Origin of the sequence: Pontibacter deserti (assembly GCF_023630255.1) — a bacterium.
Classification (GTDB): domain Bacteria; phylum Bacteroidota; class Bacteroidia; order Cytophagales; family Hymenobacteraceae; genus Pontibacter; species Pontibacter deserti.
The window spans coordinates 322034-344191 of sequence record NZ_JALPRS010000001.1; the positions used below are offsets into that span (position 1 = coordinate 322034).

General features: G+C 42.7%; 17 protein-coding genes and 1 riboswitch. Of the genes, 6 read left to right on the forward strand and 11 right to left on the reverse strand.

Translation table 11 applies throughout. The annotated features are described in order from the left end of the window. Window positions 1–255: 255 nt before the first annotated feature. The 6 genes from MJ612_RS01360 to MJ612_RS01385 all read right to left on the reverse strand — a co-directional run bounded on the left by MJ612_RS01360 (window position 256) and on the right by MJ612_RS01385 (window position 6141). Window positions 256–606: a DUF2200 domain-containing protein gene (locus tag MJ612_RS01360; protein WP_187028721.1), complete on the reverse strand. Its 351-nt coding sequence runs from the start codon at window positions 604–606 to the stop codon at window positions 256–258. 138 nt (window positions 607–744) lie between these two features. Beyond that, window positions 745–996 (reverse strand): hypothetical protein, encoded by a 252-nt coding sequence (locus tag MJ612_RS01365; protein ID WP_187028723.1) that lies wholly within the window; start codon window positions 994–996, stop codon window positions 745–747. 617 nt (window positions 997–1613) lie between these two features. After that, a complete protein-coding gene (locus tag MJ612_RS01370; protein WP_187028725.1) occupies window positions 1614–2360 on the reverse strand; it encodes an EcsC family protein in 747 nt (248 codons plus the stop codon). 170 nt (window positions 2361–2530) lie between these two features. After that, on the reverse strand, window positions 2531–3064 hold the full coding sequence (locus tag MJ612_RS01375; RefSeq protein ID WP_187028727.1) for a YceI family protein: 534 nt from the start codon (window positions 3062–3064) through the stop codon (window positions 2531–2533). Window positions 3065–3307: 243 nt separating this feature from the next. After that, window positions 3308–3988, reverse strand: a complete 681-nt coding sequence (locus tag MJ612_RS01380; protein ID WP_187028729.1) for a hypothetical protein — start codon at window positions 3986–3988, stop codon at window positions 3308–3310. 323 nt (window positions 3989–4311) lie between these two features. Beyond that, window positions 4312–6141, reverse strand: a complete 1830-nt coding sequence (locus tag MJ612_RS01385; protein WP_250419012.1) for a DNA/RNA non-specific endonuclease — start codon at window positions 6139–6141, stop codon at window positions 4312–4314. 359 nt (window positions 6142–6500) lie between these two features. On the opposite strand from MJ612_RS01385, the gene MJ612_RS01390 reads away from it, so the two are divergent. The 3 genes from MJ612_RS01390 (at window position 6501) to MJ612_RS01400 (ending at window position 11410) form a co-directional block, all read left to right on the forward strand. Further along, entirely contained in the window at window positions 6501–8039 is a 1539-nt protein-coding gene (locus tag MJ612_RS01390; RefSeq protein WP_187028731.1) for a malate:quinone oxidoreductase, read from the forward strand. 249 nt (window positions 8040–8288) lie between these two features. Next, window positions 8289–10406, forward strand: coding sequence for a PAS domain-containing sensor histidine kinase (locus MJ612_RS01395; protein WP_250419013.1), 2118 nt, complete (start codon window positions 8289–8291; stop codon window positions 10404–10406). Between the two features lie 188 nt (window positions 10407–10594). Next, a complete protein-coding gene (locus tag MJ612_RS01400) occupies window positions 10595–11410 on the forward strand; it encodes an MBL fold metallo-hydrolase (RefSeq protein WP_187028733.1) in 816 nt (271 codons plus the stop codon). Between the two features lie 78 nt (window positions 11411–11488). Here MJ612_RS01400 and MJ612_RS01405 read toward each other — a convergent pair whose 3' ends face one another. The 3 genes from MJ612_RS01405 to MJ612_RS01415 form a co-directional block, all read right to left on the reverse strand. Further along, window positions 11489–12763, reverse strand: a complete 1275-nt coding sequence (locus MJ612_RS01405) for a sugar MFS transporter (protein ID WP_187028735.1) — start codon at window positions 12761–12763, stop codon at window positions 11489–11491. A gap of 175 nt (window positions 12764–12938) precedes the next feature. Continuing rightward, a complete protein-coding gene (locus MJ612_RS01410) occupies window positions 12939–13784 on the reverse strand; it encodes a cyanophycinase (protein WP_187028737.1) in 846 nt (281 codons plus the stop codon). A gap of 114 nt (window positions 13785–13898) precedes the next feature. Further along, window positions 13899–14645, reverse strand: coding sequence for a DUF72 domain-containing protein (locus MJ612_RS01415; RefSeq protein WP_187028739.1), 747 nt, complete (start codon window positions 14643–14645; stop codon window positions 13899–13901). Between the two features lie 202 nt (window positions 14646–14847). Beyond that, a riboswitch (SAM riboswitch) is annotated at window positions 14848–14952 on the forward strand. A 250-nt stretch (window positions 14953–15202) separates the two neighbouring features. Here MJ612_RS01415 and MJ612_RS01420 point away from each other — a divergent pair. Then, window positions 15203–16552, forward strand: a complete 1350-nt coding sequence (locus MJ612_RS01420; protein ID WP_187028740.1) for a Na+/H+ antiporter NhaC family protein — start codon at window positions 15203–15205, stop codon at window positions 16550–16552. An 87-nt stretch (window positions 16553–16639) separates the two neighbouring features. On the opposite strand, the gene MJ612_RS01425 is transcribed toward MJ612_RS01420, so the two are convergent. Continuing rightward, window positions 16640–17089, reverse strand: a complete 450-nt coding sequence (locus MJ612_RS01425; protein ID WP_187028742.1) for a hypothetical protein — start codon at window positions 17087–17089, stop codon at window positions 16640–16642. A gap of 11 nt (window positions 17090–17100) precedes the next feature. Continuing rightward, complete coding sequence (locus MJ612_RS01430; RefSeq protein ID WP_187028744.1) at window positions 17101–18138, reverse strand: hypothetical protein; 1038 nt, start codon at window positions 18136–18138, stop codon at window positions 17101–17103. Window positions 18139–18691: 553 nt separating this feature from the next. Here MJ612_RS01430 and MJ612_RS01435 point away from each other — a divergent pair. Together MJ612_RS01435 and MJ612_RS01440 are read left to right on the forward strand one after the other, a co-directional pair. After that, entirely contained in the window at window positions 18692–21370 is a 2679-nt protein-coding gene (locus MJ612_RS01435; protein WP_187028746.1) for a PAS domain-containing protein, read from the forward strand. A 29-nt stretch (window positions 21371–21399) separates the two neighbouring features. Beyond that, on the forward strand, window positions 21400–22032 hold the full coding sequence (locus MJ612_RS01440; protein ID WP_187028748.1) for a response regulator: 633 nt from the start codon (window positions 21400–21402) through the stop codon (window positions 22030–22032). The last annotated feature ends 126 nt before the right edge of the window (window positions 22033–22158 follow it).

Here is a 22158-nt window from a genome sequence, read left to right on the forward strand (position 1 = left end):
GTGCAAAGGTAGTACATTGTTCCGTTAGTTCATAATTTACAGAACTAAACTTTTGAAATGTTTATTCTGCCTCTCCGGCAGCAAACGGGGACGTACTATATAGCAAATAATTGAAGTCTTACACAGTATACCTATGCCGGTAGCTAGGTCTGATGAAGTTATACTTGCCGGTTTTATTAAACGATAAACCCGCAGAAAAACCAAAGTATAAGCTTTCCTGCGGGATTATAGTTGATGGTTAAATAGTCGGTCTCGTTATTTCCTTAAGATCTTTTCCATTGTCTTTCCTTTTGCCAGTTCATCTATGAGCTTATCCAGGTAACGGATCTGTTGCATGAGTGTGTCTTCAATTTCTTCCACACGACAGCCACAGATTACACCGGTTATTTTTGACACATTCGGGTTTAGTTGTGGTGCCTGTGCAAAGAAAGTCTCAAAATCATTCTTCAATTCGATCTGTTGCTGCAAGGCTTCCTGATTATATCCTGTAAGCCAGTTAATGATGGTATCTACCTCTGCCTTAGTGCGACCCTTCTTTTCCGCTTTTGCAACATAATGCGGATAAACACTTGCAAATGACATTTTAAATATTCTGTGCTTTTCCATTTTCTTGGTTAATGCTTCCCGTGTGCTCTTTAGCATTTCTGTTTTAAATAATTTAGACTTGGTTGTCATGAACGTGCTAGTACCATAATATAGGCAAGGCATAGCCCAAGCCTGAATTATGCATTTTGTTAGGTGAAGTTATTTTTTAACTATCCATCTTTTCTTGAAACCAAATACTATCAGAGCTGCACCAATAAGAAAAAGGGTATCTGTAGGTGTAGAACCGCCGCTATTAATTTCATTATTAAAAGCACTTCTTGAGTTATGATATTGAGTAACCTCTACTCCTCGATAGCGCAGGGCAAGACCTAAAGTAATTAGCATGAACCCAAAGACTACAACTGAAATAGCACCATACTTAGCTAGTGCCTTAACAATCCAGTTCATCATGATTTCTTGATTTATGTCGCTATTATCAATTTAGAGTTTTGCTATAATTTAACATGACTTAAACTGCCTTGCCCCATTTTACCTTTTATTTCCCTCAATAATAGAAAAATAGGTATACCATATAATAACATGTCAATGAGTATATAGAACAGCCTGTGGTTAAGTATGTACTGATAGTGAAATAGCGAGAATTCTCTCCAAAATATATTTAAAAATGAAATTACTAGCGCGATAAAAAGTATTTCATATCCTTTCTTATAGTTTATAATAACAAGGAATGAACTAATACTTAATAGTAAATACATAAGTACAACGGAGTAGATCGAAATCATTTCAGGATGAGTAAAATCAGCTGGTAAATAGTTTCGCCCTATTAACAATTCCTGCTTTAAGTAATTAAAATAAATAGTTACTTGGATTCCACCTACGCCCATCAACAGGAAAAGCCAGGCAAACACCTTGATAAAAACTCTTCCCCAGTTGGTTCTATTTTTCATAATCCTTTGATTTCACCTAACTAAAGTATAAACGACAACATACGTTTATCTGCATTATGTCTGTAGAAGTATATAATCTATAGTTTTGCTTTCAGTAGCAAGATAAATTAAATCTGTAAACTATAATCTATACATTTCATGCCAGCGCAAACGATAAGCGTTCATAGCAGTGTAGCCTAGCTTGCGGATTAGTTTGATGTTGACAATAGCGCCTACCGGAGCACCGATGACAGGTATAAGTTGCGCCATTTTAGCCAGGTCAATATAATCACGGTACTCTTGCTGAAAGCCTCGCCAGTCAAACTCCTCCAGGTGGTTGGGGAGGTGCTGTTTGCGTGTTTCCCAGTCTGTAATCTGGAGGTATACTTCTCGACGGTACTCATGGCTGCTGAATGCCAGCTGAAAGATATGGAGTAAGTAGATGCGCTCTTTATAATCGGTCACGTCGTAACCATACAACGCTGCGATCTCGAAAAGCATTTTAATCTTGATGCCCAACAGTAACGGGAAATCAGCCAGGCCCAGCAGAAAACCACCGGCTCCGGTTACGCCGCCTTCCAAAGCTGCTGCGTTTTTATAAAAGTTGATACGTTCCAGCACTTGTGCTTCCTGTAGTTGCAAGTTATGCGAAGTAGCAGGCTGGCGTGTTATCAGATTGGCTCCAAATAAGGTGGCACGCGTCATTTGCTTTATGGCAGCAGTTATAGCATTGTGTACTTTGTCCGGAATGTAACTATTAATCTTGTGCTGCGCTTTCCTTGCTAAGTTGTTTAAAAAGGAGGGTGGTTGTTGCATCTCTTCCTGCCAGGCAAGCAACTCCTGTAAAGCTTTCCGTTTATAGTTGTTTTCAGGAAGATGAGCTGTCATCAGCAGGTTCGGATTATAGTTGAGACAAGTTAGTTAAGCTAATCTAATGATTTATACTTTAAGTCCAGTATAAAAGCTATACCTGGTGTTCTAAGAAATGAAGCCAACTATAAAACAACAAGCCGCTCCAATAAACTCGGAGCGGCTTGTCTATAAAACAGGAAAAGAAATTATGCTTGTTTTACCAGTTGTATTTCGCAATGCAATTTAATCTCATCGCTTACTACCACCTGGCCGGCTTCGGTTACAGCATTCCAGGTCAGGTTAAACTCTTTGCGGCTTACTTTGCCATCTACTGTAAAACCTGCTTTTGTCTGGCCATATGGGTCAACTACAATACCACCAAATTCTACATCCAGTGTAATCGGTTTTGTTACTTCTCTAATGGTCAGGTCCCCGTGCAGTTTGGCATTGTCGCCATGCGCTTCATACTTTCTACCAACAAAACGCAGTTGCTTGTGCTCTTCTGCATTAAAAAAGTCATTCGACTTTAAGTGCGTATCACGTTGTTCGTTGTTTGTATTGATAGAATCTATATCGGCTGTGAACTCGATACGGGAAGCCGTTGTAAAATCATCACCATCAGTTTCTACTTCCAAATTAAACGTTTTAAAGTACCCTGTTACAGTTGTAATCATCAGGTGTTTTACTTTAAACTGAATTTCACTGTGCGTAGGGTCAATTACCCATTTTGTAGTTGCCATAATTTAACGATCTGGTTTTAAATTTTTATAAACCCTTACTTACGTAAGTTTAGTGCAATGTATGAACATTTAATGTATATACATATAATTCACCTAAAATGTTTCAATCTTTGGTAACTAATAACTTATAGCATGATTTATACCTTGAAAGAGCAGCTTTAATTTAAGGTAGAAGTGCCTTTAAAGCAAAAAGCCGCCCTGGAGGATCCGGAGCGGCTTTTCAGAAATTTCTATTTATAGAGATTAAATATGCTGTCTTTTCTGAAGCGTAGCCAATTGCTGGCTTAGTTCTTCTGCACGGTTAAATTCTGTCTGCATTTCACGCTTCAGCTTCAGTTCGCGTTCGCGGGCAGCTTTCTTGTATTCGTTAAACTCGCTGTCGATGTCGTTAAAGGCTTTCTGTTTCTCAACAGCTACACTTTTGCTGCTCTTGTACTGCATCATAATTACGGCTAACACTATCAGCAGACCTAAAATAATCACAGAGTTCAGGATCACATAAAACTGCTTGCCCATGTCTATACCTAAAACAGAGATATTGTTGATCAAGTGCTGGCTCTTCTGTACTTCCTGCTCTTTACGGGCAGTTTCTTCAGTAAGGGCTTTTAATTGTTTTTCCTGGGCAGCTACATTGGCACGTGCTTCTATCAGTTCTTTATCGGCACCTTTACGGGCATCTGCCAGTTTTTTACCAATTACCTGTAGGCTATCGTTTACGCTGCTATAAAATTTATTTAGCGTTGCCACATTCACCACCTTGTATTGCTGGCCGTTCTCATTGTAAGAGTTAGCTTTTTCTTTAAGGTTGTTGAACTGGCTCGATAACGAGTTTTTAGCTGGTGTGGCCTTCTGTGGAGCCGCATTCTGGGCTTGTACAGCGGTAAACATTACAACTAAGATGAAAGATAAAAAGGTTGATTTCATGGTAAGATTGATTAAGGTCCGGATCCTATACCGGAGTAAACATAAAAGAAAGTGCTATACCGCGCAATTAAAATTAAAGGTGAACAAACTAATTTTCTGATTCCCCTACTAAACTCCAAGGATGGCTATTTATTGTGAGATCAGCTGATTTCAACTATAAAAGAGCCATTGCTGTTAGTTAGTTGCCTCACTATGAGCACTTTTATGGTATACATACATGCCAACTGGCATTTATAGTTCCTGAAACAAAAAAGCTCTGCTGATTAGCAGAGCTTTTTGTACTATAGCTGGTTAATTAAGCTATCTGTAATGGGTAACGCTTGCTATAATGCGTCTACTGTCGCCTCGATAGTGTTCTCTACATTGTCGCTTACAAGGCTCAGGAAGTCATATCCTGTTTTTGCCTCAATGGCATCAACTGTAGTACGGTACGCTCTCCAGTCAGTACCAATGGCCTGATCGTTTGGCATATCTACTGCAATTACTCTGGTAGCAGTTGTAACGCGAGCTGCATCGTTTGTACCATCCGGAATAATTACAATCACTTTCCAGGTACGGTTAGGTACTGTTATTTTACCACCGGCAAGTGTTTCTTTGTAGCCGGCACTACCGGTACCACCTATGCCATAACCACCAGAAATAATGTAGATTTCATAACCGCCGGTTAACATAGAACGGCAGTAGCCTTCCAGTGTAGCCCAGGCTCCCTGGTTGTTTTTTGGCGCCTGCGGTATCATATTGGTCATCAGGAAAGTAGCAGAGTTATCGGCTACAGTAGCAGTGCGGTCAGCTGACGGAGACATATGGCCTCTGTCGAAACCACTGCCAGTGTAATCTGTAGAACCTACCTGGTACCAGCCTGCTGGCAATGTATTGTCTGCTCTGAAATCGTCTTGGCGCGGCGTGCTGCCTAACCACGACTCATCCAGGTGCCAGCTTACCCAGTTAGCAGTACCTTTGTCGCGGCTGTAAGACATCACAAACTGTGATTTCTGCAGCAGGTAGTTATTGATAAAGGTAACATCCGTTTTAGCACCAGATGGGTTACCCAAAGTCAGGTGCACACTGTTATAAGTGGTTGTATCAGTGCTGCCACCGCCACCAGTGCCTGGGTCAGTAGGGTCAGTTGGTTCTCCACCTGTAGCAGCCGAACCACTAATGGTAAAGTTGTCGATGTTGATGCGCAGGCCACTGCCTGAAAGTTTTACTACTCTGAAACGAACTGCTGAAGTATAGTTTACAGCAAAAGTTGCTGTCTGAAGTGTAGCAGAAGAAGTTGTAATGGTGTTGCCTACTGCTGCCCAAGACGTACCTCCATTGGTAGAGGCTTGTAACTGCCAGGTACTGGCAGCGTCTGTTCCGTAAACCGCATGAGCTATACTTACCGATTGCGCACCCTGTACATCAAACTGCATTTCCAGTGAGCCTAAGTCACGGATGCGTACAGATTTAGTACCAGCTTTAGCGTCGCCGGTTAATGTACCGATCAGAGCTTCGTTAAGGTACCAGTTACCAGTAGGAAGCGTTACAGAGCCCGCTGCATAGCTACCTTTAGAGCCTGTCTCGTAATCCTCAACCACATCTGGTGTGGCAACTACAGGATTCGATTCTACCTGTACATCGTCAACATTTACGCGGTTGGTTGTGCCATCCGTCTTACGGATTTCGAAACGAACTGGGCCGGTTACATTAAGGGTGTAAGTTGTACTCTGAAGGCTGGTCTTGCTTACTGTAACAGCTGTTCCGGCACTGGTCCAGGTAGAGCCGCTATTGGTAGAATAGTACACCTGCAGCGTCGTGTTGGCATCGGTACCATACTTGGCATAGCTCATTTTAAACGACCTGGCACCATCCGGAAGATCAAAAGACATGGTTAGCTTCCCGCTGTTACGCACACGGGCAGACTGTGAGCCTGTTTTTCTGTCAGATGTAGTGTTGCCGGTTAAAGCATCGGCAAAGTTCCAGGTACCATTGGCAAAGGCGACTGGGGCAGTAGTATAGCTGCTTTTATAAACGCCTTCAAATCCTTCGTCATAAAAGGTTGAAGCTGTGACAGCATTGGGAGAAACCTCAATCTGAGGGGCAATTTCCTGGTCTCTTTCGCAGGCTGTAAACGTAAAAAATGCCGTCAGGATAAAGATCCACTTGGACATGTAACTGTGTTTCATTTGTATGGATGTTAGAGTTGATAATACAAAGTCGGGGAACAGCACTAAGGAATATCAACTATATTCCATGCGGCAAATATAGTTTATTAGTAATTATAAATATTGCATAAAGTACTGACAATGTGTCGGTTGGTGTTGCAACTTGCTTATTTCACTAATAATGATAACCGTTTCGGGTAAAGTACAGGGGATGGACGTTTTTTACAGGTAAGAAGACCATAATTGATGGTGAGGGACAACATATTGGCAGAAGCAGGACTATAAATACAGATTAAAAAGAGTGTTTATCGTATTCTGATAAATGTGCTCTGTGAACAGAGAACTTTAATCAGATATCTAAAGCCATGATAAAAGATAACAATACCTTCGACGAAAACCCTGATGTGATTCTGATAGGTGCAGGTATAATGAGTGCCACCCTGGGCATGATGCTAAAAGAACTACAGCCTGATATAAAGATCGAAATTTTTGAAAGACTGAATGTAGCCGCTGCTGAGAGCTCCGATGCCTGGAATAATGCCGGAACCGGGCATTCAGCCTTTTGCGAACTTAACTATACCCCCGAACGTCCGGATGGCTCAGTTGACACATCCAAAGCTGTAAAAATTGCGGAGTCTTTTGAAGTTTCGAAACAACTGTGGGCATACCTGATTCAGCAGGAGCACATTAAATTGCCGGAGTATTTTATTAAAAGTATACCGCATATCAGCTTTGTGTGGGGAGACAATAATGTGGAGTTCCTGAGAAAACGCTACGAAGCGTTAACCAGGTGCCACCTGTTTAAGGGCATGCAATACTCTGAAAGTCCGATGCAGCTAAAAGAATGGATGCCTCTGGTAATGGAAGGCCGTAACCCGAATGAGAAAGTGGCAGCTACCCGTATGGAGATCGGTACAGATGTGAACTTCGGGGCATTAACCCGCTGCATGCTGGATGAGCTACAGGAAAGAGGAAATGTAAACCTCCATTTCGGGCATGAAGTGCGCAAACTTCGTAAAACCAGCACAGGATACTGGCGGTTAAAGGTAAAAGACCTGAAAACCGGGAATAAAAGGAAGATCTTTTCCAAGTTCGTTTTCATAGGTGCTGGCGGTGGGTCGCTGCCTTTGCTGTTAAAGTCCGATATTCCGGAGGGGAACGGGTACGGCGGTTTCCCGGTGAGCGGGCAGTGGCTGCGATGTACCAATCCTGAAGTAATAGAAAAACATAAAGCGAAAGTATACGGCAAAGCATCGGTAGGGTCGCCGCCCATGTCTGTTCCCCATCTGGACACCCGGTTTATAAACGGAAAGCAGGAGCTACTCTTCGGGCCCTATGCCGGTTTTTCTACCAGGTTTCTTAAAAACGGGTCATTACTCGACTTAGCACTTTCTGTTAGACCGGATAACCTGCGCCCCATGATATCTGCAGGGATAAAGAACATACCACTCACGCAATACCTTATAAACCAGGTGCGGCAGGAGCCCGAAGACAGGCTCCAGGCGCTGCGCGAATATTTCCCGAATGCCAGAAACGAAGACTGGGAGCTTGAAATAGCGGGCCAGCGGGTACAGGTAATTAAAAAAGGGCCAAAAGGCGGCGGTGTGCTGGAATTTGGTACTGAAATGATTACTGCAGCTGACGGTTCGCTGGCCGCTTTGTTAGGTGCTTCTCCTGGAGCTTCTACGGCTGTGTCGGTTATGGTGGAACTCCTGGAGCGCTGCTTCCCTGAAAAAGTTAAATCGCCTGAATGGCAGGCCAAGTTAAAAGAAATGATTCCATCGTATGGGCAATCGTTAGCTGAAGATGCAGAACTTTTACAGCAGGTACGTTCGTGGACCAGCGATACCCTGGGGTTGCCTCGAATAGGAGCAAACTATAAACAGGAAGCCGGTAAACTATAATAGATTATAGTTACCGGAAATTGCCAGTTGCCGGGCCACTGATACTGTGGCATCTGCCATCTAATTGTAAATTATAAAGGAAGGCATATGTTAATAATAAAAAACAATAAGTATAATGCTATTTAAATATGCTGTAAAAGAGATTCTTTTATATATGTTTAAAAAATAACAGCAGGAAGTGAAATTACTCGTGCAATTGCATTATCTTTCTATCTTATTACTAACAAAAGGTTAATCAGTTTTTATTCAATGGCTTTATCAGGTACAGAAAACAAAGTTAGTAATAGCCCTGCTTTTTTACAGGATGGTGGTGAGATGGGAGCTTTGATGCGAGCTTATGACTGGGATAGTCACCCTCTGGGCAACCCTGAAAACTGGCCACAAAGCCTGAAGATCCAGATCAGAACTTTACTGAACTCTGCCTTCCCGATGTTTGTGTGGTGGACGGATAAACTATACATGTTCCATAACGATGCATATCTGCCCGCTCTTGGTAACAAACACCCCCAGGCATTGGGAGCAAGTGCCCGTAAAATGTGGTCAGAGATATGGGGAGATATCGGAAATGTAGTAGAAGATATCCTTAAAAATGGAAGCCAGTTCTATGCTAAGGATCTATACCTGGCACTTGAGCGAAAAGGTTTTTCGGAAGAAACCTACTGGACATTTTCATACAGCCCGGTTTTTGATGATGCTGGTAAAGTAAACGGGGTTTTCTGCGCCTGCACAGAAGTAACCAGCACCGTGCTGGGGCAGCGGCGTATGCGCACCCTGAAGGATATTTCAGAGGCAACTGCACTGGTTCAAACGCTGGAGCAGGCTTGCCAGACAGCAAGTGATATACTTAACCATAACTCTCAGGATATACCATTTAACCTGATCTACCTGTTGGAGAACCAGGGAATCGAGGCCAGGTTATTCGGCAAAGCAGGTGATGGAAAAGTAGATCACGCTCCTGCATCTTTAAACTTAAACAATCTTGATGCAAACCACCCGCTATCGGTTATAAAACTGGCTAAGCAACCAATTATAATTGATCACGCGGCAAATGAACAGGTAAGTATAAAATCTATACTTGGTTTCGATTTTCCCGAAAAAGTTATCATACTTCCGATCATCAGACCTGGGCAAGACTACCTGATCGGGTTCTGTATAACAGGTATAAATAGTGCACTTGAGTATGATTGTGATTATAGTGGCTTCCACCATTTAATGATCATGCAGATCGCTACATCCATTACAAGTGTGCATGTACGCGAGGAAGCAGTTAAACAGCAGGCATACCTGAAAGAGATCTTTCAGCAAGCTCCCGTAGGTATAACTATACTTCGGGGCCAGGATTATGTTATTGACCTTGCCAACCCGAATATATGCGAAATATGGGGCCGAAAACAGGAAGATGTATTGGGTCTCCCGGTTTTAGAAGCACTACCTGAAGTAAGCGAGCAATCTATTAAAGAGTTACTGGATGGTGTGTTTTATACTGGTAAGCCATTTGTAGCAGATGAGTTGCCGGTAAATTTAATGCGCAATGGCTCCCTGGAAACAGTATACCTGAACTTTGTGTACCATCCGAAGAAGGACTCACATGGGGTAATAACCGGTATTATAGCAGTAGCTATAGATATTACCGAACAGGTGGAGGCTCGCAAGAAAATTGAAGGCATGAATAAGCAACTGCTGGCTATTAATGCCGACCTGGATAACTTCGTGTACTCTGCTTCTCATGACCTGAAAGCACCAATTTCGAATATTGAAGGATTAATGCATGCATTAGTAGAATTCCTGCCTCATGAAACGCTGCACTCCGAAGGGGTACAGCATGTATTAAGGCTAATCGAAAATTCTATAAACCGGTTTAAGCGTGCGATAGCTGACCTTACGGAGGTTGCAAAAATTCAGCGGGAAGGCGATGAAGATATAGTTAGGGTTAACTTGTCAGAGGTTGTGGAAGATGTGAAGCTCGATTTTGAAAATCTGATAAGGGAAAAAGGAGCACATATCGACGTAAGCCTTGCTCCTGATTCTGAACTGGAATTTTCGGCTAAAAATATTAGAAGTATAGTTTATAACCTGGTAAGCAATGCTCTTAAGTATAGTTCCCCTGCCCGAAATCCCCACATCATAATATCTACCGAAACCACACCTGACTATACTATTCTTACAGTAGCCGATAATGGCCTAGGATTTAATCCTGCCGATGAGATTAAAATATTCTCGATGTTCAAGCGCCTGCACGACCATGTGGAAGGTTCTGGCATTGGGTTGTACATAGTAAAACGAATAGTGGAAAATGCAGGCGGGCACATAGAACTTGACAGCGAACCAGGTAAAGGCTCTACATTCAGAGTTTACTTCAAACGCTAAGAGCTATACTTTTAAAGAAATTACGCAAGGCTGTGTAACAAGACCTCTAACTTTGTATTCTGATTATCAGGAGGAAGTATAGTTTTTTATGCTATTATAGTTGGGCATGGAATTAAGACCGCAGTATTTAGGTTTTCAACTTACGCCTGGTTGGTAAAAAATATAATTAAACGTTTCTTTGCAGCTACATGCAACTGCAGATCACATCATTAAATTCGGGAAGTAACGGTAACTGTTATTACATAGGTAACGAGCGCGAAGCGGTGCTGGTGGATGCCGGTATTTCCTGTCTGGAAACCGAAAAGCGTATGAAGCGGCTGGGCCTTTCGATGCGTAAGGTTAAGGCCATCTTTATTTCCCATGAGCACTCCGATCACATCAGGGGGGTATCCGTTATTGCCCGAAAATATGAAATCCCGGTTTACATAACACCAGATACGCTGTACCATGGCCGCTTAACCAACGAGAAGTTTGTAGCTATACCTTTTCAGGCCTTTGAGCCGGTGCAGGTAGGCGAGCTAACTATAACTGCCTTTCCAAAGTTTCACGATGCTGCCGATCCGCATAGTTTTATCGTAAGCTATCAGGACATAAATATTGGTGTGTTTACAGATATTGGCTCTCCCTGCGAACATGTGATCAGGCACTTCAGCCAATGCCATGCTGCTTTCCTGGAAGCGAACTATGATGATGGCTTGCTGGACAGCGGACGATACCCATATTACCTGAAACAACGCATTCGGGGTAACTATGGGCACCTATCAAACGAGCAGGCGCTTACACTCTTTACGGAGCATAAACCACCGTTTATGAGCCATATCCTGTTATCTCATTTATCGAAAGATAACAATTGCCCTAAATTACTGAAGCAGCTTTTCGACCTGAATGCAGGCAACACTGAAGTTGTTATTGCTTCACGTTTCCAGGAAACGCCTGTTTATACTATAACTAACTCAGTTATACCTGTAAAGCATTATAAAGGGGAGCAACTGCAGCTTTTATAGTTTGCTGATAGTTAACAAAATAAAAAAAGCCCCGCCTGAGCTATACTTCAGGCGGGGCTTTTACTTATTATGTGTGTGTTACCTCAATTTGTGGCCTTTAGTAGCATAAAACCAGATGAACAGGTAAGCTGGCACCATTATCCAGTAAGCCTGCTGTGCATTGGTAAGGTCGGTAAGTTTGCCATAGATAAGCGGAAGTATAGCACCGCCGGCAATACCCATAATAAGCAACGACGAACCAATTTTGGTAAAGCGACCCAAGCCAGCAATAGCCAGCGGCCAGATAGCAGGCCACATCAGCGAGTTAGCCAGGCCCAGCAAAGCTATAAACAGCACCGAAATGTAACCATCAGTAAGTATGGCAGCAATAGAAAATAGCACGCCCAGCACCGCTGAGATCTTTAAGGCCACATCCTGCTTCAGGTATTTAGGTATGGTTATAATGCCGATAAAGTAACCCACCAGCATAGCGCCTAAGGTAAAGGAAGAAAAGAATTTAGCAGTAGATAACTCAATACCCTGCTCAGTGCCATAGTTGATGATCGTGTCGCCGGCCATAACTTCTACACCCACATACAGGAAAATAGCCAGTACACCCAGCACCAGGTTCGGGAACTGTAGCACACTTGTTTTACCGGTATTGGCAGTAGCTACGGTCTCGTCTTCCGCGTCAGTATCGATCTCAGGTAAAGATGAAATCAGTACAAGTATAGCCAGTATTACCAGCGATACCGCCACAAAAATATAAGGCGTAATTACACGATGAGCCAGTGCATCCAGCTCCTGTGCTTTCTGCTGCAGGCTCATAGTATCGAGCTGTTTTACAAGGGCATCAGCATCCAGAAAAAGTATGGCACCAAGCGCCAGGGGTGCCAGTATACCACCTATTTTATTACATATACCCATCACACTGATGCGCTTTGCAGCACTATCAGCCGGGCCAAGTATAGTTATGTAAGGGTTAGAAGCGGTCTGTAGTAAAGCAAGTCCGGTTCCCTGCACAAACAACCCCAGCAGGAATATTTCATAAGTTCGGTTAAGTGCGGCAGGTATAAAAATCAGGGCACCCACAGCCATAACGGCCAATCCGGTAGCCATACCTTTTTTGAAGCCGGTCGCCTTTAGCACCCACGCTGACGGAATAGCCATCACGAAGTAAGAAATAAAAAACGCGAAGGTAACGAAGTAGGCCTCGAAGTTGGTAAGCTCACAAGCCAGACGCAGGTAAGGGATCAGTACCGAGTTTAGCCAGGTAACAGAGCCAAAAATAAAGAACAGGGCGCCGATTATCAGGATAGCACGGGAATCGTTACGCGTTGCCTGAGACATCATAGGTTCAGTTTTAACAGACATAAAAAGTGTAGATAAATCTGTTCAAGATAATCTAATTTTTTAATAACTCCTTTGTTTGCAGTACCTGAACTATAAAAAATATGTGCGATAGCAGCCTAGCTATAATTTGTTTGTGCCGCAGGTAGAAGGCCTATACTTTGCGGCAGGTTGTGTAGCAGGTGTTATAGTTAGTGATTTACATGAATTCACCAGATGGGATATGATAGGAGCGGCCTTTAGGCAACACGTGCATGATCAGGTTCTCAACACAAAGGGCTTGTCCTTTTTCTATACTGTTATAGTTGTTCTCCTCCAGTTTCCGCCCATCAATTACAACTACCAACCCTGAGCCTATAGTTTCGATGCAGTTGTTTTCAGTTATCATAATACCTGTGTCTTCGCCAAGCCCAATACCAATGTGGGTAGGGTGGCCGGCAATAGCTTCGATAAGGCGAGGTATGCGACGGCGGTTTACAAAATGTGTATCAATGATAACATGGTCCAGTATACCCAAGCCTGGAGCTAATTCCACGGTACCTTTAATGAGCGGGTCAGTCTGCAGAGAACCACTTATCATGATCCGGGATAAAGCCATGGCACCGGCACTGGTTCCTGAGATAAGAAATTTATCTTCCTGCTGGTAGCGTGTTTTCAGGATATGGAGTGCTTCTGAGTTCTCAAAAATCGGGATGATCCGACACTGATCACCTCCGGTAAACATAACCGCATCTGCTTTCCGTAGCCGTTCCAAAAAGTCTGGTCGCTTAGTATCTTCAGGTTGCTGAATGGGCAAAACACCTACGTTGTCGCACCCAAGTAGTAAGAAAGCATCTGTATAGATCTGGCCTGCCGCTTCCGGGGTTATGGTTGCTGAAGTCACTACTTCGATGCGGGTGCCCAAGCCATGCAGTTCATCGTGTATGCGTTTTAGAATCCCTTCATCTACAGCATTTTGATGGTGAACTATACCTTCTGATACCGATTCATTGCCTTTCTTTTCGTTGCCACCTATGGCTACTATTTTTCCTTTGGGTACCTCCATAACCTGCAGTTGTTTAAGTATAAATCTATCAGAAGCAGCATGACTAACGCGTTATACTTTATACGTTAGATGAAGCTTTTACCCAAAGGTTACGATGTTTGGAATACCCAGCCATTACAGGTTCAGGATCATGTCGTTTAGTTTGCGGGCATCGAGTACAGCATTACCTAAAATGGTGTTGTTAAAGAAAACCCATACCTGCTTTTCATCCTCCAGCCACTCTTTCACCATATAGGCATAACGTTCCAGTTTATCATCGGAATAAGCAGAGGAGTACATTTTCTCGTCGCCGTGCAGGCGTAGGTAGGCAATGTTGGTAGTTGTTACCTCAGTACCCGGAAAGCGTTTGCCTGCGCTGGCAATTACAGTGGTAATGTCATAGTCTCGCAGCAGGTCCAGCGACTCATCAGTAAACCACGATACATGGCGGGCTTCCAAAGCAAAAGCCTGATCCGGGTATTTATCGCGGAGCAACCTGTAAAACGATTCTGCTGTTGGCCTATGGAAACGGAAGCTGCCCGCGATCTGCACCAGTACCGGGCCAAGGCGATCACCCATTAAACTATAGCTGGCCATAAATTTGTCCAGCGGGGCCTCAGCATCTGTAAACTTGCGTTTATGGGTTATTTCCTGGTTTAACTTTGGTGCAAATTTGAAGTAGGACGGAGTAGTAGCCAGCCATTTCTCCACAGTTTTAGCCATCGTGAAATGATAAAAGCTGCTGTTTATCTCGGTTGAATTGAAATGGGTAGCATAGTAGGATAGCCGTTCCGCGGATTTCAGCTCTGGAGGGTATAGTACTTCCAGCCAGCGATAGCTCCATCCCGATGTGCCCATGTATAAGTTTGGTATATGTTCCATAGTATAGCGCAAGGTGTTGCAGCTACCTACGTTTGGAAAACCGGGCAGTTAAAAGTATAGCTTACTTAATTTAATGAGAAGCAAACGTTAGAATATGTATGTGATTTTAATTCAGTTGTTTAGGCTTGCTGTTGAGATGTTTTTACTATCTGGGTTTGCATTATTAAAAGCTTGGGCCTTACCTTTGCAGCATCTTTATCAAGATTTATAAAGAAGAGGGGAGAGAGCAGGCTCCGCGAACCTCTAGCAACCAGCAAAACAAATTGAAATGGTGCTAACTCCTGCCCAGTTTTGGGATATATAAATTAGTAGCATGTTAGCAAAATCAACAAAAACAGCCTTTTATTTACCAGCATCATTCTTTAAAGTAGCACCTGCCACTTCATGTTGCTGCTGTTGCTGTTGCTGTTAATCCATATCTTTTTCTTGCTTAAGCTGCACATACCAAACCGGTAGCAGCTGCACTTTATACTTTCAATTCATTTTAATTTTTATTTCCAGGCCTGTTGTTACCGGAGTTACTCTGGGCAGCTAAAGGTATTATTTCTTCAGTTTTTATGGATCAGATCAAAAAGACAGGTGGAACAGCTCTCGTTCCATTTTTGGTGTTTGTTGTATTATTTCTTGGCGCCGGTTTAGCGTTAGACGACTTTTATGCTTTGCCTTCGCCGGTGGCGGTAGTGTGCGGTATTATCGCTGCATTTATACTTTTAAAAGGAAGTATAAATGCTAAAGTTGATGCCTTTATAAAAGGATGCGGCGATTCACAGATCATCACAATGTGTGTAATTTATTTGTTAGCCGGTGCATTTGCAGCTGTTTCTGAAGCAATAGGTGGCGTAGATGCCACAGTAAATCTCGGGTTAACTTACATTCCGGTGCAGTACCTTGCCTTAGGTGTGTTTTTACTGGCTTCTTTTTTATCTACTGCTACCGGTACGTCGGTTGGGGCTATAGTGGCCTTAGGGCCTATAGTTGTGGGGCTGGCCGAACAAAGTGGCTCTCCGCTACCAATTATGTTAGGTGCTTTGCTGGGCGGAGCCATGTTTGGTGATAACCTTTCTTTTATCTCAGATACCACCATTGCTGCTACCCAGACCCAGGATTGCGACATGAAAGATAAATTCAGGGTGAACCTGCTGATTGCCGGGCCTGCCGCTTTTGTAACAATTGGTCTTTTACTTTTTGCAGGATTACAGACTACTGCTGCGCAGGAGGTATTGCCTGTAGCAAAGGAAATTGATTTTCTGAAAATAGCACCTTATTTACTTGTGCTGTTCCTGGCAGTATATGGCATAAATGTATTTGTGGTATTGGTGTTAGGTATACTTGCTTCAGGTGTAGTAGGTATAGCCGGCGGTGATCTGGATGTGTTGCTGTTCAGTAAGAAAGTTTATGAAGGCTTTACCAGCATGACCGAAATATTTCTGCTTTCGATGCTTACAGGTGGACTGGCAGAAATGGTAAGACAGGCTGGGGGTATTCAGTTTCTATTGAACAACGCCAACAAGATGATTAATGGCTATCGCTCTGCACAACTGGGAATAGGTCTGTTAGTGAGCGGCGTGAACAGTGCTATTGCTAACAACACAGTATCCATAGTTGTAACCGGGCCGGTTGCAAAAGAGATCAGCCAGCGGTATGCTATCAAAAGACTGAAAACAGCTGCTATCATTGATATCTTTGCCTGCATTGTGCAGGGATTGCTTCCTTACGGCGCACAAATACTGATCATGCTTAATTTTACTGGTGGTAAGGTTCAATTTCTGGATGTGCTGCCTTATGCGTGGTATCTGTACCTGTTGCTTTTATTTACTTTGCTGGCCATTTATACCCCTTTTGTAGACAGGTTCTTACTTAAAAAAGAGGTTAATAAATTACAGGCAAGGGAAACTGTTGCTAATTAGACGTGAGTCGAGAACAACCTTGTTAATAAAAAAGAGCCGCTTAACTACGTGTTAAGCGGCTCTTTTTAGTCTGTAGCTATCAGCTGATTAACGTACCTGAAACAACCACTCCAAGGCTTCTTCTGTAGTTGTGAAAACTTCCAGCTGTGTGTTTCTTTCAAATGGCAATTGCTCCAGCATCGCATAAATTCGTGTCGAATCCATCAATGAAAGACTTTCCAGGGTACTCAGGCGTGCAAACTTTTTAAGCGCAACCTTAGGCAGTAGTGGTGCTACATGCTCCAATATCCAGTTCTGGTCCGCGAACTCAATGTAATGTATAGCCCGTGAATCACTTAACCAGTACTCATATTTGTTTTCAACGGTAAGCTCTGCTGCCTTCAAAAAGCTTTTTCGAAACTCTTCGCTCTTAGGGTGCTGTGTCCATTTTACAAAAATATACTTTGCACGATCATCAGCTTCAATCTTTACATATTCGTCCTGGTATATAGTGCATAGTTGCAAGGCAACAGCATTATAGGTTTCTCCTTCTTGCATATTATTTTTTATTACTCATTATCTGTTGTAAGTAGCCAGCCTGTTGCTTCTGCCTCCGATAAAAAAAGCTGAGACGAAAAAGCCAGGTTTGCTTTCTTCATCCGGGCATCTATCGCCTCGCTGGTCATTTGTTGTATGGCATCTGCCGAGTTTATGATAGCCAGTTTCTGAAGGTTACTTTTGGATAATACAGCCACCGAGTTTGAAACAAACCACGTTTGGTCTGCCAAAGTTAATATTCCTCTGCGATGGTTGTTTATCAGCAACAACTCTATCTTGTTTTCCAGCAGGGCACGAACTGCTTTTAAAATTCCATACCTGTATTCTCTGCTCGACGCAATTCTCAGCCACCTGAGCACTAACAACTTTTTATTCAGATCAATTACAATCTCCATAAAGTCTGTGCGGCAAACGGTTGTGTTTGTAGCTTCTTCTTTGGCCTCATCCTGCACCTCCGCAGTAGCAGTTACTTCAGATGCCGCTAAACTACGTAGTATTTTATGGTTGCAATCCACAGGAATCCAGATGCTGTCTCTGGAGCAGATGTTTTCTGACTGTTGAGGAAGGAGCCATTTCTTCCCTTCTTCGGTACTATAAAAAACCTTCACTTGGTAAGGCAATTTTATACCTTCCTCTTCAATAGATTTATGTACCCGGAACTGTTGTTCATCTCCTGAAAGTACTCTGGCACTTCGTACTAAGGTAGTATTCAAAAGTGCTTTCTGTAAAAAGTCAGATGTGCTTTTCTGATCAACTAGAGTCGGGTTACCAAACTTAGTAAAATCGATCAGAATGTACTTTATTTTTAGTAGTGCAATACAAATACCTACAAACCGAATATGATGTCGGTATTCCAGACTGCTTACTGGTTGTTGCCATGCCGCCTCAAGGTATTTAAGAGAAGGGCAATAGCTTATTTTAAGAGCATCTGCATCTGTGCCGCATGCTGTTTTGTTGTTTTCTTTTACATAGCACAATTTGCCCATTGATTGATTTACCGGGGTTTCATTTCTGGTTACTTTTCCTGAATAAGATGTTGGATACTGCATTACAAAATACTCCTGCTTCCAGACATTCCGAAAGCTAAAATTAAATGGTTTTACTATCTATAAATCAATTAATTAACCGGATACGGTCTTATTAACTAACTATAAACGCTACAGGTTCAATTGTTTTATTTGTTCTTGCAATAGTTATATAGGTGGTAAGTTCTGAAAACTATAAATTAACAGTAAGTGCATGCAGAAACCATACATTATACTTCATAAAGCCATTATGTTTCTCATCAAACTCCTGAAATTCGGAGAAGCAAAATCTGAAATTCTATGAATTGTTAAAAAGCAAAAAGTCAGTCAATTGGAAGCCTGGTTTTAGAATGATCAACTGTTTCTTAAAACTGTTCTTGGAGAGAAGAAAAGTTGTCTATTATTTTTGTAAAATGGTTCAACGCGGGGCTAAAATAATTTCTAAAACGATATAGGCTGGCACTATTTTTAGCAATAGCATGTTAAGAGGCTTCTATGCTTCTATTTTATACCAGTTTTTTTGAACTGTAATTCCTTTAAACAGGAATGCCTAAACTAACTCTAAAGCCACCCGCCTATGAAGGATCTTCAAAAATCTCTCTCTACAACAGGTGATGTCAGCAAAAGGAACAATATACCTTCTGTTGAACTACAAGAAATGATTGGAGTATTGCTCCCCTTTAAGAAGACCTTCGAAGCACAATCAGGTCTGAGCCTTTTACTTTCCCCGGACCTGACCATACTGGCTATTACAGATTCTTTACTCAAAGAAATTTACAGATCGCGCAGGGAAATAGTAGGTGGCTATTTGTTCGATGTTTTCCCCGATAACCCTGATGCACCGCAAGCTTCTGCTACAAGCAACATGAAAGCTTCTATGGAAAAGGTGCTGGCAACGGGTTTACCACATAAAATAGATTTTCAGCAATACGACATTCGTGATCCTGAAAACCCGGCTTCGTTTATAGAGCGTTACTGGAGTACAATTACTATTCCTATTCTAAATGATGATGGAAGTACAGCCTATATTCTGCACGAAACGGTTAATATCACAGAAGAAGTAAAGGCTAAGCAACAGCTACAAGAGAGTAAGGAAAGAGAACAGACTGCAGTTGCCCATGCAGAACAGCAACGGTTACGCCTGAAACGCCTGTTCGACCATGCACCGGCTGGGCTCGCTATAGTTGAGGGGCCCGACCTTGTCTTCAAAGAAGTCAATGACACATATCAGCAGCTGTTTCCGGGGCGGGAGTTTCTGGGGCTCCCGTTAACCGAAGCGCTTCCGGAATTACTTCACCATCCTGCAGGCGATGCTGTCAGGAAAGTATACGAAACAGGTGAAACATATGAAGGGAAAGAAGTGCTTATCCCAATGGTCCGATACAAGGACCAACCGGAGGACTTATACTGGAACTTCATAAACCAGGCCATTTACGACCCACAGGGTAACATTAGTGGTATTTTACTTTTTGCACTGGATGTAACAGAATTTGTAGAGGCGCGCCGGCAGGTAGAGAAAGGCTCAGAGGCGGTACAGGCTCTGAACCAAGAGTTGGAAGAACGGGTAAAACAGCGTACAAAAGAATTGCAACATGCTGAAGCCGAAGCCGACAGGCAAAGTAAACGCCTGAAAGATTTGTTTATGCATGCGCCTGCTGCCATTTGTATTTTAGACGGACCTGAACTGGTTTACGAACTGGTAAATCCGGTTTATGAGCAGCTATTTCCCGGGCGTACTCTTTTAGGAAAACCGATTCTGGAAGTATTGCCGGAAATAAAAGACAACCCCGTTTATAAACATTTCAGGGAAGTATACGAAACAGGAAAAACACATGAAGAGTCAGAGCTTCTGATTCCGTTCATCCGCCCGGAAGATGGTGCACTCGAGAACAGGTATTTCAGGTTTATACAGCAGGCACGCTGTAATGAGCAGGAGCAGATAGACGGGATTATTGTTTTTGCACTGGAGGTAACAGAACAGGTAGCAGCACGCAAAGCTGTAGAAACAAGTGAGCAGCAATTAAGGCTGGTTACAAATGCGCTACCTGTACTTATAGGCTACCTGGATAAGGAAGAGAAATACAGGTTTGCCAACAAAGCTTATGAACACTGGTTCCCGCTGAAATCTGAAGACCTGATAGGCAGGTACCTTCGTGATATAATTGGAGAAGAGGCTTATAGAAATGTAAAAGAATATATTGAACAGGGATTTGCTGGCCAAGCCGTTAGTTTTGAGGCCCGAATGCCTTACCGGGCAGATTTTGTAAAGCATATTCAAACCAATTACGTTCCTGATCTGAAAGATGGAGTGGTGCAGGGGTTTTATACATTGGTAACTGATGTTACAGATCAGGTACTTATCAGGGAAGCACTGGAAGAAAGCGAGCAAAAAGCTAACATAATAGCTGAGAAACTAGCTATTGCAAACCAGAGTCTTAAAATAGCAAACAAAGAGTTAGGCAACTATAACACTGAACTGGAACAGCGGGTAGCAGAACGTACTGCTGCACTTCTGGAAACTAACAGGTTGCTGAAAGATCAGATAGAAGAGAACAAGCGTGCTGAAGATTCGCTGTCGAAATCGCACAGGCAGTTGCAGGCTCTTACCAAACACCTGCAGGAGATGCGCGAAGAAGAGCGTAAGTATATTGCCCGCGAACTGCACGATGAACTGGGACAATCTTTTACTGCACTTAAAATAGATGTAGCACTGCTTTTGAAAAAACTAAAAGGTGGTAAAATAGATCAGGCATTCCTGTCTAAAGAGCTGCAATCTATGATGAAAACGATTAACGGTGCGATTACTTCGGTGCGGGAGATAGTAGCAACTCTTCGGCCTGCCGTGTTGGATAACTTCGGATTATTATCGGAGATAGAGTCGCAGGCACAGGATTTTCAGAAGCGCACTTCTGTTGCTGTAGATGTTATTACTGACCTGGAATATATCCCATTAGAGCAGGAAACATCTATCGAAGTATTCCGGATCATACAGGAATCAATGACAAACATTGCACGTCATGCAGCGGCTACTTTTGCAACTATAACAATAGATGAAACAGCTGAAGGATTTAATTTTACGGTAGCAGATAACGGAAAAGGTATAAAAGCTGAGAACCTATCAGAAATAAGAACGTTTGGGCTACTCGGTATGCAGGAAAGAGCAGAACGTATCGGTGCTACACTGGCAATTGATACTAAGCCTTACTCTGGCACCCGGATTACTTTAGAGGTACCATCTACAGTAACACCACAGTAAAACAAATTAGAAATTATTACCTGAGAGAGATGATAAAATTATTGATTGCAGACGACTTTGTGCTGATCAGGGAAGGACTTAAAAAAGTGCTTAAAAATGAGCAGGGCATTACCGTGGTGGCAGAAGCAGAAAGCGGTGCTGAAGTGCTGAACAAGGTGAAAAAAAGCGAGGCCAACTTTGTGGTGCTTGATATAAACATGCCGGTTAAAAGCGGGCTTGATGTACTGCTGGATCTGAAGCGCCTGCACCCGCAGGTACCGGTTCTGATCTTAAGCATGTACCCTGAAAAGACGTATGCGCTACGTTCTCTGAAAGCTGGTGCAGCCGGTTATCTTTCAAAAGAAAGTGCCGCCGACGAATTGGTAACTGCCATACAAAAGATATGGAATGGAGGGAAGTATATTTCGGGTTCGCTGGCAGAGCTGCTTGCCGAAACTGTAGTGAACAAAAACACGCCTGAAGTGGCTCACGAAATACTCTCTGACAGGGAGTTCCAGATACTGTGCAAGATTGGCGAAGGTGAGTCGCTTAAAAGTATAGCAGATAATTTAAGCCTTACTTTAAGTACGGTTAACACCTACCGTAACCGCATTTTTATGAAGATGAGGTTTACCTCCAATACAGATCTTATTCGTTATTGCCTTGCCAACGAACTGGCGTAAAATGCTCTTCTATACCTGAATAAGGTAGATTTTCTAATCTTGAATCACACATTAAATTAAGTTCATGTCGTATTTTTTGCGACATGAACTTAATTTTTTAGTGACAAACCTTTAGTGTTTCCCCTT

Coding starts and splice junctions, on each gene's coding strand:
- MJ612_RS01360 (WP_187028721.1), bottom strand. CDS start 606: ATGGAAAAGCACAGAATATTTAAAATGTCATTTGCAAGTGTTTATCCG.
- MJ612_RS01365 (WP_187028723.1), bottom strand. CDS start 996: ATGATGAACTGGATTGTTAAGGCACTAGCTAAGTATGGTGCTATTTCA.
- MJ612_RS01370 (WP_187028725.1), bottom strand. CDS start 2,360: ATGACAGCTCATCTTCCTGAAAACAACTATAAACGGAAAGCTTTACAG.
- MJ612_RS01375 (WP_187028727.1), bottom strand. CDS start 3,064: ATGGCAACTACAAAATGGGTAATTGACCCTACGCACAGTGAAATTCAG.
- MJ612_RS01380 (WP_187028729.1), bottom strand. CDS start 3,988: ATGAAATCAACCTTTTTATCTTTCATCTTAGTTGTAATGTTTACCGCT.
- MJ612_RS01385 (WP_250419012.1), bottom strand. CDS start 6,141: ATGTCCAAGTGGATCTTTATCCTGACGGCATTTTTTACGTTTACAGCC.
- MJ612_RS01390 (WP_187028731.1), top strand. CDS start 6,501: ATGATAAAAGATAACAATACCTTCGACGAAAACCCTGATGTGATTCTG.
- MJ612_RS01395 (WP_250419013.1), top strand. CDS start 8,289: ATGGCTTTATCAGGTACAGAAAACAAAGTTAGTAATAGCCCTGCTTTT.
- MJ612_RS01400 (WP_187028733.1), top strand. CDS start 10,595: ATGCAACTGCAGATCACATCATTAAATTCGGGAAGTAACGGTAACTGT.
- MJ612_RS01405 (WP_187028735.1), bottom strand. CDS start 12,763: ATGTCTGTTAAAACTGAACCTATGATGTCTCAGGCAACGCGTAACGAT.
- MJ612_RS01410 (WP_187028737.1), bottom strand. CDS start 13,784: ATGGAGGTACCCAAAGGAAAAATAGTAGCCATAGGTGGCAACGAAAAG.
- MJ612_RS01415 (WP_187028739.1), bottom strand. CDS start 14,645: ATGGAACATATACCAAACTTATACATGGGCACATCGGGATGGAGCTAT.
- MJ612_RS01420 (WP_187028740.1), top strand. CDS start 15,203: ATGGATCAGATCAAAAAGACAGGTGGAACAGCTCTCGTTCCATTTTTG.
- MJ612_RS01425 (WP_187028742.1), bottom strand. CDS start 17,089: ATGCAAGAAGGAGAAACCTATAATGCTGTTGCCTTGCAACTATGCACT.
- MJ612_RS01430 (WP_187028744.1), bottom strand. CDS start 18,138: ATGCAGTATCCAACATCTTATTCAGGAAAAGTAACCAGAAATGAAACC.
- MJ612_RS01435 (WP_187028746.1), top strand. CDS start 18,692: ATGAAGGATCTTCAAAAATCTCTCTCTACAACAGGTGATGTCAGCAAA.
- MJ612_RS01440 (WP_187028748.1), top strand. CDS start 21,400: ATGATAAAATTATTGATTGCAGACGACTTTGTGCTGATCAGGGAAGGA.